Source organism: Pseudoduganella flava, from assembly GCF_007830495.1.
Lineage (GTDB): Bacteria > Pseudomonadota > Gammaproteobacteria > Burkholderiales > Burkholderiaceae_D > Rugamonas > Rugamonas flava.
This window is the reverse complement of sequence record NZ_VLKW01000004.1, coordinates 498,152-510,804: the sequence shown is the minus strand read 5'-3', so window position 1 is coordinate 510,804 and position 12,653 is coordinate 498,152. Positions and strand designations below refer to the sequence as shown.

Here is a 12,653-nt window from a genome sequence, read left to right as displayed (position 1 = left end):
CACATTGGAAAAGCTAATTGATTCTATCGAAAGGATAGGTATCACCAATGGTAGAGCCGCCGCTCACTCGAACCTACTGGCCGGGTGTTGCAAATTGTGCAGCGACCACCGCGTCCTGCCCGATCCACGTGCCGATCAGCTCGGCGCGGGTGTGGTCATGCAGATAGTTCACCCACGCTGCCGTGCCGCCGGCCGCCCCCGCCGCCAGGCCCGAGTTCGCGTACAGCGCCTGCACGAACGCGCTGTCGGACAGCTGGCCATAACGCGCCTGGAACTCGGCGGATGCCGCAAAGCCGTTCGCCAGTTGCTGCGCCGACGCGTGCTGCGCGGTCCACCCCGCGATGCCGGCCAGGTCGGCGGCGCGCCCGAGCACCGCCTGGTACAGCAGGCCCACCGTCTCGACATCCGCGCTCTGGCTGAACGACAGGTCGCGGGTGCCGTCCGCGAACTCGGCGCGCTCGATGCCCGTCAGCGTATCGGTCTCGCCGCCGGCCGTCGTCAGCGCGATGCGGCCGTCGCCCAGCACGCGCACCAGCCAGTCGGCCTGCTTGCCGGCGAAAACGGCCGTGTCGATGCCGTCGCCGCCCACCAGCACGTCGTTGCCGCTGCCGCCCTCGAGCCGGTCGTCGCCGCTGCCCGCCAGCCAGCCCTGCTCCACCGCCACGTTTGGCGCGGCGACGGCGATGCCGTCCGCATAGTCGCTGCGATGCTCGCCGCTGGTGGCAAAGGCGAGCAGCACGTCGGCGCGCGACAGCGCCGGGCTGCCGGTGCCGGCCAGCTTGCCGAGCCAGAACGCGACGCCGGCCGCCTCGCCGTCGCGCCCCAGCACCTGCCGGTACAGTGCCTCGACGAAGGCGCTGTCCGTACCCGTGTCCAGCGCGGAGCCCGCCCATTCGGCCGACTGGGTGAGCGCCTGCGCGATCGCGGCCAGCGGCGCCCCGCCCTGCGCGTACAGGTTGAGCCCTGCCAAGTCGGGCGTGCGGCCGAACGCGGCCTGGTACAGCAGGGCCAGGTCAGTCAGCGTGGCGGCCGGCGCGGCAAGGAAGCCCAGCGCGCCCGCGTCACCAATCAGCTGTGCCGGCGCGACGATGGCGCCGTCGTGCGTGACGTTCAGCACCCCGTCGACCAGATTGAACGCCCACGCGCCGCGGTCGCTGCTGCCGCCCAGCAGCACGTCGTTGCCGGCCCCGCCGGCCAGCACGTCATTGCCGCCACCGCCCGCGAGGACGTCGTTGCCTTCGCCGCCGGACAGCGTGTCGCTGCCCTGGCTGCCGCGCAGGTCGACGTCCTCGGGCTGGTCGGGTTGCGCCGGCACGGGCGGTGCGATCGTATTGATGGCATAGGCGCCGGACTGCACGCTGCCGCTGCCGGCGATGTGCGCCGCATCCTGCACGCCCGTGAGATCGAGCGTGATGTGATTGACGGCCGCGGCGAGGTTCGCCGCCGGCGTGAACGCCGCCGTCCATGTTTTGCCGCCGTCGGTCGTCGCGAGCGCGCCGAGCGTGCCGCCCTCCACCGTCAGGTCGTCCAGCGCGAAGCCCGAGACGGGCTCGGAGAACGTCACCGTCAGCGTCGCCTTCTCGCCGAATGCCAGGCTGCTGTCCGACAGCGCCAGCGTGGCCGCCGGTGCAGTACCGCTGACGGTGACGACCGTGTTCGAGTCGAACGCCGTCTGGAACCAGCCGTCGCCCACCGTCACCGCCAGCGCCGTCGACACGGAGTCGCCGGGGCCTGCCTGGTTCGCGGCCGGCGTGAACACGAGCGCGCGCAGTGCCGCCTGCAGCGCGGCCGGCGTGCCGCTCATCGTGTAGATGCCCGCGCCGCCGGACAGGCCCGCGCCGGACAGCGTGCCGTGGCTGCCGTCGTACGAGATCGTCAGCTGCAGCGTGTCGTTGTCCGGGTCGGCGATCGTGATGCCGGCGAACGGCGTGGCCTGCTGGGTATCCGTGATCGCGATGTTGGTGGCCGGCGCGACCAGCGACGGGTCGCCATTGAACAGCACGTTGAACGTCTGCACGAGCGGCGTCATCGTGTTGCCGACGGTGTCGCGCACGCCGCTGACGGTCACCGTGTACGTGCCTTCGTCGGCGCTGTCCCACGTGCCGCCTGGCGCGGAGAACACGTACTGGCCCTCATAGGTACCGATGTTCATCGTCGACCCCGCCCCGACGAGATTGCCGTTCGGCCCCGTCACGGTCACGCCGGCGAACACGGCGCTGTTCTGTTCGATGCCGCTGCCCGCATCGGCAAAGTCGATGCCGAACGACAGGCCGGCGCCACTCGGGTTGAAGAGGTTATCGAGGTGCGCCGTCGCCGTCGGTCCCGCCGTATCCAGCTGGTAGGACAACGACGTGGCGCTGCCGCGGCCATCCTGGTCGACGGCCTTCAGCTGCAGGCCGCCGCCGGCAACGAGGGTGGCGTTCGTCCACGTCAGCGTCGTGCCGCTCACCTTCGACGTGATGTCGGTCCACGTCGCGCCATTGTCCAGCGAACCCTGCACGGTCTGACCGACGGCCAGCGCGCCGCTCAATGTCGCGGTGATCGTCTGCACCGCGACATTGGTGATGCGGTCGCCCGCCGTGCCCGTATCGTCCGAGAAGCCGATCGCCGAGAACGTCACCGCCGGGGCGCTGCTGACGAACGTGATGGACCTGGCGGCGGACAGCGCGCTCGTCACGAAGCCGTCGCCCGACGTCGTGAACGCGTAGGCGTTGTAGGTGCCGGTCAATGCCGCGGCGGACAGCCCGTTGACGGTCCAGCCGTTGGAATGCACCGTCGCCGACGCGGCCGCCTCGCCAACATCGTAGGCGGCGTTGCCGTTCTGGTCGATGAACACGGTGACCTTGCTGGTCGTGTCGTTGCGTGCGCTGGTGCCGCTGAAGGTCAGCGACGTTGCCGACGTGATGTCGTCGGATGCACTGGCGCCGTTGTCGCTGGCGCTTGCCAGATCGGGCTTGCCCGGGGTTTCCGGCGCGACCCGGATCGTGATCTCGCGCGTGACGGTATCGACACCGTCCGACACGGCCATCGTGAACTTGTCGAGGCCGGCATAGCCATCGGTGGCCATGTAGATCAACAGGCCGCCCGGCGTGATGCTGGTGCCGCCGGAGGCCGCCGTCATCTGGTACATCGTCAACGTGCCATGGGCGGGACCGATAACCTGCGTCCACGTCAGCGTCTGGCCGCTGTCGGGATCGCTGACGGCGGCAAGTTCGTTGAAACGCTGGGATCCGACATTCTGGATGTGGAGCAGCGGATTGTTGTTCAGGAAAACGGGAGCGGTATTGGGCACGGTGAGGATCGCGGGCGGAAAAACCCGCGATCTTACCTGCAAAACGATGCTATTAGTACATATTTATTGTTTCAACGAACACTGAACCGCTCAGTAGCCGGGGTCCGTGAACTGCGCATCGGCCACCGCCTGCTGGGTAACCCATGTGCCGATCAGCTCCGCCCGGGTGTGGCTGCCCAGATAGGACACCCAGCTCTGCGCCCCGCCCGCCGCGGCGGCGTCCAGGCCGGAATTGGCGTAAAGCGCCTGGACGAACGCCGTGTCGGACATGCCGTCGTAGCGACCGTGGAACTCGGCCGATGCCGCGAACCCGGCGGCCAGCTGCGCCGTCGTCAGATGCTGGTTCGCCCACGAGGCGATGCCCGGCAGGTCGGCCGCACGGTCCAGCACGGCCTGGTACAGCAGGCCCAGCGTCTCGATCTGGTCCCCCTGCGTGAACGACAGGTCGAGCGTGCCGTCGGCGAATTCGCCCCGCTCGATGCCGGACAGCACATCCGGGCCGCCCGCCGCGACGCTGGCCAGCACGACCCGATCGGGTCCGGTCACGAGCAGTCCGTAATCGGCTTGCTTGCCGGCGAAGACGGCCGTGTCGGTACCGTCGCCGCCGACCAGCACGTCATCGCCCGTGCCGCCCTCGAGCCGGTCGTCGCCGCTGCCTGTGATCCAGCCCCGCTCCGCCGTCACATCCGCCGCCGCGACGACGATGCCGTTCGCATAATGGCCGCGGTGCTCCGCGCTGGTGGCGAACGCCAGCAGCACGTCGGCACGAGACAGTGCCGGCCCATCGGTGCCGGCCAGCTTGCCGAGCCAGAACGCGACGCCCGCCGCCTCGCCCGCACGCCCCAGCACCTGCTGGTACAGCGCCTGCACATAGGCACTGTCGGTAGCGGCGTTCAGCGCCGAAGCCTTCCATTCGGCCGAGTTCACGAAGCCCTGGGCGATCGCCGCCATCGACGCGCCGCGCTCGAGGTAGAAGTTCAGCCCCGTCAGATCGGCCGCCCGGTCGAACGCGCCGTGGTACAGCAGCGCGATGTCGCGCAGCGATGCGGCGCCGGCCGAGATGAATGCCAACGCATCGGCACTCGCATCGAGCTCCGTGCGCGCCAGCGTTTCGCTCAGCAGCGGCGCGAACATTTGCGTCTGGTGCCCCGCGCTCAGCGTGCCGTCCGCCGCCAGCGTGAAGTCCCAATGCCCGCGGTCGCTGCGCCCGCCCTGCAGGATGTCGTTGCCGGCCCCGCCGCCTACGCTGTCGTTGCCGATCCCGCCGGCCGCCGCGTCGTTGCCGTCGCCGCCCGACAGGGTGTCGTTGCCGCCCGCGCTGCCGATCACGTCGTCGCCCCCGCCACCCAGCAGCTGGTCGTCCTCGGGCCCCAGGAAGATGCTCTGGCTTGCATCGTCGCCGATGACGATGTTGTTGCCCGCCCCGCCGCGCAGCGTGGCCGCGCCGACGACCGCGGCAAACGCCACATTGTCGAGCTGCAGCGTGACGTTCGGTCCCACCTGGTGCGCATCGAGCACGATGCCGTGCACGGCGGCGCCGGCCGGCGTACCCGTCGTGGTGGCGCCCGAAATCAGGATCGAGCCGGCCGCGCCCGCGGTGGCCGTCGGCGTCACCGTGGCCGTCTGCAGCAGCGTGCTCGCCAGCAGATTGTCGAGGAACGTCGTGCCCTCGCCCGTCATCTGCTGCTGCACGTCCGATCCGCTCGCGGTCTTCTGTTCGATGCGGCGGATCAGGTCCAGCAACGCTTCCTGGTTCGTCAGCAGTGTGGCCGGGCCGCTGACGTCCAGGCCCGTGCCGACAGGCAGGCTGACCGTGAGCGCCGCGCCGGTCCCGCCTTTGGTCGCGGCCAGCGGAATATCGGCCAGGCCCGGGTGCGGCGTGTTCGGGTCGTCGGTGCGCGTCGTGGTCACGACCGGCACGGTGACGGTGTTGTTGACGAGGCCCGTACCCGGGTCGGTCTGCTGCGTGCTGGTGACGGGCACGCCGTCGACCGTGCCGGTGGGCTGCTCCGGCCCGGGCGCGGTACCCGTCTGCACCGCATACGTATTCGACGTGGCCGTGCCCGTGCCCGCCGTGCCGTCCCCGCTGTGCACCTGCGTCAGGTTCAGCGCGATGGTGTTCGACGTGACCCACGCACTGGCGGCGGGCGTCAGCGTCGCCGTCCACGTCAGGCCGCCGTCCGCCGTCGCCAGCTGCGTCAGCGTGCCGTTCGGTGCCGTCAGGTCGCCGATGTCCAGGTCCTGCACGGCCTGCGTGAACGTGATCGTGACCGTCGTCGTCTCGCCTGCCGTCAGCGTGGTGTCGCCAACGGCGATCGTCGCCGTTGGCCGGAAGCCGACGTGGAACGTGTGCGCGGCGGCATCCGCGACGACGGCGTTGCCGGCCATGTCCATCACGCCGCCGGACAGGCCGATCGTGTAGTCGCCCGCCTCGCTCGCGTCCCAGCTGCCGCCCGGCGCTTCCACCGTGTAGGTGACGGTATTGCCGCTTGCCTGCGCGGCGCTCACCGTCAGCGTGCCACCCGGCCCGGTGACGGACACGTTGTCCGTGCTGATCGACGCCTTGTTCAACCCCGAGCCGCCGGTATCGCTGTAGGCGACGGTGAACGTGAAGGTGGCCGTGCTCGGATCGATCAGGTTCGTGCGCACCGGCGTGGCCGCTACCGGTGCTGCCGTATCGATCAGGTAGGCCTGCGGCAGCGCCGTGCCGTGGTTGCCAGCCGTGTCGCTGACGCGCGCCTGCAGCGTGCCGCTGCCCGTCAGCGTCTGGTTCTGCAGCGACCACACGCCCGAACCGATCGACCCCATGGCCGTGGTCCAGTGCACGCCGTTGTCGAGCGAGACCTCGACGAATTCGCCGGCGGCCAGCGGCCCGCTCAGCGTGCCGCCGATGTTCTGCGCCGCCACATTGGTGATGAAGTCGGTGCCGCTGTCGCCGTTGTCCGCCGACAGCGCCGCATCGGCAACGGTGAGCGTCGGCGCGGTGGTATCGAGCTCGTAGGCATGGCTGGCCGCGATCCCATCCTGCGCATTGCTGTCGGTGGCCTTGATGGCGATCGTGTCGGTGCCGGACAGTGTGACACCGACCCACTTCACGCTGGTGCCGCTGACCTGGTTCGTGATGTCGACCCACTTGCCGCCATTGTCCAGCGAGCCCCATACCTTGTCGCCCACGTCCAGCGCCTTGCTGAGCGTGGCCGTGACCGTCTGGGATGCCACGTTCGTGATGAAGTCCGTGTTGCTTATGCCCGTGTCGCTGGACAGCGCCAGCCCCGATACCGCGGGCGCGGTACTGAAGGCCACGTTGAACGTGTCCGCCGACGCATCGGCGGCGACGGCATTGCCGGCCCGGTCGCGCACGGACGAAGCATTGAGCGCGACCGTGTAGGTGCCGACGTCGCCGGTGTCCCAGCTGCCGCCGGGCGCCTGCACCGTGTAGGTCACTTCATTGCCGCTGGCGGCAATGCCGGTGACGGCCAGCTTGTTGCCGTTCGGGTCAAACACGCCGACATTGCCCGTGCCGAACGTGCTCGTGTCGAGCGTGGAACCGCCCGTGTCGGCATATGTCACCTTGAAGGTGAACGCGCTGCCCGACGGAGCGATCTGATCCACCGCCACCACGGCTGCGGTAGGCGCCGTCGTATCGACCACGTAGGCTTGCGACGATGCGCTGCCGTGGTTGCCCGCCGTATCGGTGACCCGCACTTGCAGCGTGCCGCTGGCCGCCAATGTCTGCCCGGCCAGCGACCACGTGTTCGTGCCGGTCGTATTGGAGGCGGTGGTCCACGTCGAACCGTTGTTCAGCGAGACCTCGACGAAGTCTCCTGCGGCGGTGGGCGCGGACAGCGTGCCGGAAATCGTCTGCGCCGCCGTGTTCGTGACGAAGTCGCCGGCACTGGCACCGCTGTCCGCCGACAGCGCCTGGGAGGCGACCGTTTGCGTCGGCGCCGAGGTATCGAGCGTGTAGGCCTGCGTGGCGACCGATCCCTGGTTGCCGTGTTCGTCGTCGACGCGCAGGCGGATGCCGCCGCCGGCAACGAGCGTGGCACCCGTCCACGTCAGCGTCGTGCCGCTGACCTTGCTCGTGATGTCCACCCAGCTGCCGCCGTTGTCGACCGAGCCGTAAACCACATCGCCCGCACCGGGCGCGCCGGACAACGTGGCCGTGATCGTCTGCGCGGCGGTGGCCGTGTTGAAGTCGGCGTTGCTGGTGCCCGTATCGGCGGAAATGTCGATGCCGCTGAACGTGAGCGTTGGTGCAGTGTGGTCCACCGTGATCGCCAGCGGCGCGCTGGTGCTGCTCGTCAGGCTGCCGGTGGCGGACGTCACGAGCGAGTAGACGTTGTAGTTGCCCGAGGTGAGCGCGGCCGTATTGATGCCGCTGACCGTCCAGCTGCCGTTGTTGACGGTGGCCGTGCCGGTCGCTTCGCCGGCGTTGTAGGCGCCGTTGTTGTTGGTATCGATGAACACCCGCACCGTGCTGGCGACATCGCCCGCCGCGCTGGTGCCGGAGAACGTCATCACGTTCGCGGCGGTGATGTTGTCGGTGCTGCTGGCGCCCGTGTCGCTGGCGGCCGCCAGGTCCGGCGCGCCCGGCTGCGCGGGGTTGACGTTGACGGTGATCGTGCGCGTGGCGGTGACCGAGCCGTCCGATACCTGTACCGTGAAGGTGTCCGTGCCTGCGTAGCCCGCCGTCGGCGTATAGGTCAGCGTGCCGCCGGGGGTGATGTTCGAGCTGCCCGTTGCGGCGGTCGCGCCGGAGAGCGTCAGCGTGCCGTGCGTCGGCATCGTCTTTTGCGTCCACGTCAACGTCTCGCCGCTGTCGGTATCGCTCACGTGCAGCAGCGCGGACATGTCGACGGCGCCGGCGTTCTGCGCCGCGGTGAGCGTCGTCGTGCTGCCGACGAACGTGGGCGGCACGCTGATGTTGGACAGGACGATGTCGTCGAACTCCAGGGCGATCGGGTTGCCGTCGGCGTCCGTGAACTCGGCATAGCTCGCGTTCTGCAGCGCCGCCGCCGACGAGGTGTACACGTGGCCGTCCGGATCGAACGGCAACGTGAAGTCCACGAACCCCTTGTCGGTGGTGACACGCAGCGTCGACAGGCCGGAGGTGTTGATCAGCGAGAACGACGTCAGCGTGAACACCTTGCCGCTGTCCAGCTGCATCCTGACCTTCAGCGGCAGCTGGATCGACGAATCGGACCAGTCGACCGCCAGCACGTTGCCGTTCATGACCGCATCGGACGAGTTGCCGGTGAACGTACCCTCGGGCACGACGACCAGCGCGCTGCTGGGGGCGGTGACGGTGAGCGTATGCGCGCCGACAGTCTGCGTCGCGGTGGCCGTACCCGGCGCGCCGATGTTCTGGTCGGCGTTGAAGTTGCTCTCGAAACCGAACGTGACGGGCGTGGCCAGCGTGCCGGCAAACGTGTCGAATGCACCATCGCTGCCCAGCGCCGCCGTCTCGATCGTGCCGCTGCTGCGCTCGAGCACCCAGTCGCCGCCGGCCGCCGCCGCCCCGGTCAGCCCGGTAGATGCCGCCACGTCGGCGCCGGTCAGCCGCGCCAGCGTGTCGACCAGGGCCGCGCCGGCGCTGCCTGCCCCCGCGTCGCAGCCGTACAGCAGCAGGTCGGCATCGGCGCTCAGTGCGGCGCGGATCGCCGCCACGTCGGCACTGCGCTCCTCCAGCACCTGCGCCGTCAACGCCAGGGCGCCCAGCTGCAGCGTCCCCGCAGTGCCGTGCGACAGCACGTGCACGGCGTCGATGCCGCTGCGGCCGGCCAGCGTGGCGGCGATCTGCGCCAGGCCATCGCGACTATCGATCAGGTGGACTTCGGCTGAAGGATCGAGGCTTGCAAGCAGCGCCTGGTAGTTGGCGATGCCGGGGTCGATGAAAACGATGTGGGTTCGCGTTGCCTGGTCGGCAGTGTCCTGCATGACGTACATGGTGCTCAATCCTTCATGAACGATTGATTCGATGACGCGGCTTCGTGGGTGCGCGGCTCAGGGCCGCGACGGATAGAGCCCGTTGACGCAGATGATGAAGTTCATCGTCACGAAGGGCGGCAACGTCGCCATGTTGGCGCTGCCGGTCAGCGTCAGCGGCAGCGCGGTGCCGTCGCCCGTGTTCGTGGTCGCGACGCTGCCGCTGGCGGCGGGCAGGGTCACGTCGAACGGCTTGAGGGTATCGGTCTGGGCGCCGGTACTGTAGGCCTTCACGGCCACCGTGCCGCTGACGGGTTTGCCGAGGACCATCGTGGTAGTCGGCACACTGTCGGTCGCGTTCGAGTCGCTGTCGACCGGGATGGCGATGCTCACGGAACCCGACGTACCGCCGGTGAACGTGGCGCCATGGCTATGGGCGGGCAGGTTGGTGAGCCCGATCGTGACGCTGCCGGTGGAGGTGACGGTCGCGGTCGCGCTGGCCGCGCCGCCCGTCTGGCCGATCTGGCCCGGATTCGGTGCCCCCATCGGGAATTTCCCACACAGGTTGGGCAGGCCGAAGGTGGTCTTCCCGTCGCCGCCATACACCGTGCCGATCAGCGAGTACAACGCCATGTACTGTTGCATCGGCAGCAATTGGCCGTTGCACATGGCCCAGTCGGCCGGAGCCCAGTTCATCGGCCACGGTATGATCATTCCGAGCATCGCATCCATATCCACGTCTCCTCTTGTTGGATAAACGGCTTATGCGAGGTGATCATGCCATAGGCTGCTGCCAGGATGATTGGAGCGAATGTAAATAACAGGGGGTGGCGCGACAATTCGTGCGCCGGGAAGTGAGAATTGGAGAGATTTTCGCGGAACCCGCGTGCATTAAGCCGGCCGCGCCGGGCGCGCGGCCGCTGTGCCGCTCAAGTCACTTGCATCGTGCCAGTGCGCCGATACCGCTCATGCCACGCCAGCGCCTCTTCCAGCAGGTGCGGCGTCTGGCCGCCGCGCAGCAGGGCGCGCTCGTAATAATCGCGTAACTGCGCCCGGTATGCGGGGTGGGCGCAGTGCTCGATGATCACAGGTGCGCGTTCGCGCGGCGCCAGCCCGCGCAGGTCCGCCAGGCCCCACTCCGTCACCAGTACGTCCACGTCGTGCTCCGTGTGGTCGACGTGCGACACCATCGGCACGACGCTGGAGATCGCGCCATCCTTCGCCTCCGACTTGCTGACGAAGATCGCCAGCTCGCCGTTGCGGGCGAAGTCGCCCGAGCCGCCGATGCCGTTCATCATATGGGTGCCGCCCACGTGGGTGGAATTGACATTCCCGTAGATGTCGAATTCCAGTGCCGTGTTCAGGCCGATGATGCCGAGCCGGCGCACGATTTCCGGATGGTTGCTGACCTCCTGCGGGCGCAGCACGATGCGGTCGCGGTACTTGTCCAGGTTGGCGATGAAGCGCTCGTGCGTCGCGGCCGACAGCGTGATCGACGATGCTGACGCCAGCGCCAGCTGGCCGGCGTCGAGGAGTTCGATGGCGCTGTCCTGCAGCACTTCCGAATACATCGTCAGGCCGCGGAACGACGATTGCGTCAGGCCGTGCAGCACGGCGTTGGCGATCGTGCCGATGCCCGCCTGCAGCGGCAGCAGTTGCGGCGTCATGCGGCCGGCGCTGACCTCGCCTTCCAGGAACGCGATCACGTGGCGCGCGATGGCGTCCGTTTCAGTATCGGGCGGCAGCACGGAAGACGGGCTGTCCGGGCTGTTGGTGACGACGATCGCGGCGATGCGCGCCGGGTCCACGGCGATGGCGGTAGCGCCGATGCGCTGGCCCGGATGCGTCAGCGGAATGGGCTCGCGTCCGGGGCGCGGGCGCGGCACGTAGATGTCGTGCAGGCCTTCCAGCGCCACCGGCGCGGCCAGGTTCAATTCGATGATGACCTGCTTTGCCTGCTGCACGAAGCTGGCGCTGTTCCCGACTGCCATCGTCGGCACGATCGACCCATCTTCGCGGATCGCGCAGGCCTCGATGACGGCGATGTCGATGGCGGGCAGCACGCCGCTGCGCAGCTGCTCGGCCGTCTCCGACAGGTGCTGGTCGATGAACATCACCTCGCCTGTGTTGATCTTGCGGCGCAGCGAAGCATCGGCCTGGAACGGCAGGCGGCGCGCGATGACGCCGGCGTTGGCCATCAGGCCGTCGCTGTCGTTGCCGAGCGATGCGCCCGTGATCAGGGTCAGGTCCAGCGGTTCGCCGCGGGCGCGCTCGACGAGCGCGCGCGGCAGCGCCTTGGCATCGCCCGCCTTCGTGAATCCGCTCATGCCGACCGTCATGCCGGGCCGGAACAGCCGGGCGGCGTCCTGCGCCTCCATGAAGCGTGCCGCCAGTTCCGGGCGGCGCACGCGTGCTTGCGCCAGTGCTTCCATCATGTTCTCCACTTTCATTGCCTCAGGAACACAGTATAGGAGTGCACTTCATGCGCAATATGACTTATATTCTCTTGTTCCATTCCTAAAATTCATGGAGACCGATGGATATCCGATCGCTGCGCTACTTTGTCGAGACGGCCCGCCTGTCCAGTTTCACGCAAGCGGCCGAGCAGTTGCACGTGACGCAGTCGACGATCAGCAAGATGGTGCACCAGCTGGAGCAGGAGCTGGGCACGCCGCTGTTCGTGCGCGACGGCCGGCGCCTGGGGCTGACGGACACGGGCCGCGTCGTCTACCAGCGCGGCCAGGAACTGCTGGCGACGATGCGTACCCTCACGGCCGAAGTGCAGGACATCCAGGCGGTGCGCCACGGCACGCTGAACATCGGCATCCCGCCGATGATCAACATGCTGTTCACGCCCGTGCTGAAGGCGTTCCGCGAACGCTACCCGGAGATCCGGCTGCTGCTGCGCGAGGAGACGGGGCCGGAAGTGGAGCGCCTTGTCGCGACCGGGGAACTGGAGATCGGCATGACGATGCTGCCGGGCGACCCGATGCTGCCCGTCGAACGGCTGCCGGTGGCCAGCTACCCGATCTGGGCGCTGGCGGCGAAAGGCACGTTCCAGCACCAACGCCGCACGCTGAAGCTGGAGGCGCTGAAGGACTTGCCGATCGTGCTGCTGACGGACGACTTCGCGCTGACGCGCAGCCTGCGCATGGCATTCGCGCAGGCCGGCTTCGAGCCGCTGGTGACGGCGCAAAGCGGCCAGTGGGACTGGCTGGTGGAGATGGCGTCGGCCGGCATCGGCGTGGCGCTGCTGCCGGAACCGTTCATCGACCGGCTGGCCGACGACACGCTGCACGCGGTGCGCATCGTCGAACCGGAGCTGCCGTGGCAGGTGGCGCACGTGTGGAGCGGGCGTTACCTCTCGCACGCTGCGCGGGCCTGGCTGGACGTTGCCGCCGACGTGCTAGGGTAGCGCGGCACTTCGCCCTCC

5 protein-coding genes are annotated in these 12,653 nt (G+C 68.7%); 1 reads left to right on the top strand and 4 read right to left on the bottom strand.

The genetic code is table 11. The annotated features are described in order from the left end of the window. Nucleotides 1–73: 73 nt before the first annotated feature. The 4 genes from IP92_RS13960 to scpC all read right to left on the bottom strand — a co-directional run bounded on the left by IP92_RS13960 (nucleotide 74) and on the right by scpC (nucleotide 11,652). Nucleotides 74–3,292: a DUF4214 domain-containing protein gene (locus IP92_RS13960; RefSeq protein WP_145875778.1), complete on the bottom strand. Its 3,219-nt coding sequence runs from the start codon at nucleotides 3,290–3,292 to the stop codon at nucleotides 74–76. A gap of 90 nt (nucleotides 3,293–3,382) precedes the next feature. Then, a complete protein-coding gene (locus IP92_RS13955; protein ID WP_145875776.1) occupies nucleotides 3,383–9,241 on the bottom strand; it encodes a DUF4347 domain-containing protein in 5,859 nt (1,952 codons plus the stop codon). Between the two features lie 57 nt (nucleotides 9,242–9,298). After that, entirely contained in the window at nucleotides 9,299–9,934 is a 636-nt protein-coding gene (locus IP92_RS13950) for a phage tail protein (RefSeq protein WP_199271917.1), read from the bottom strand. Nucleotides 9,935–10,149: 215 nt separating this feature from the next. Then, nucleotides 10,150–11,652, bottom strand: coding sequence for a succinyl-CoA:acetate CoA-transferase ScpC (gene scpC, locus IP92_RS13945; protein ID WP_371860936.1), 1,503 nt, complete (start codon nucleotides 11,650–11,652; stop codon nucleotides 10,150–10,152). Between the two features lie 104 nt (nucleotides 11,653–11,756). Here scpC and IP92_RS13940 point away from each other — a divergent pair, with 104 nt between their 5' ends. Continuing rightward, nucleotides 11,757–12,635: a LysR family transcriptional regulator gene (locus IP92_RS13940; protein ID WP_145875772.1), complete on the top strand. Its 879-nt coding sequence runs from the start codon at nucleotides 11,757–11,759 to the stop codon at nucleotides 12,633–12,635. Nucleotides 12,636–12,653: the final 18 nt, after the last annotated feature.

Coding starts and splice junctions, on each gene's coding strand:
- IP92_RS13955 (WP_145875776.1), bottom strand. CDS start 9,241: ATGTACGTCATGCAGGACACTGCCGACCAGGCAACGCGAACCCACATC.
- IP92_RS13950 (WP_199271917.1), bottom strand. CDS start 9,934: ATGATCATACCGTGGCCGATGAACTGGGCTCCGGCCGACTGGGCCATG.
- scpC (WP_371860936.1), bottom strand. CDS start 11,652: ATGGAAGCACTGGCGCAAGCACGCGTGCGCCGCCCGGAACTGGCGGCA.
- IP92_RS13940 (WP_145875772.1), top strand. CDS start 11,757: ATGGATATCCGATCGCTGCGCTACTTTGTCGAGACGGCCCGCCTGTCC.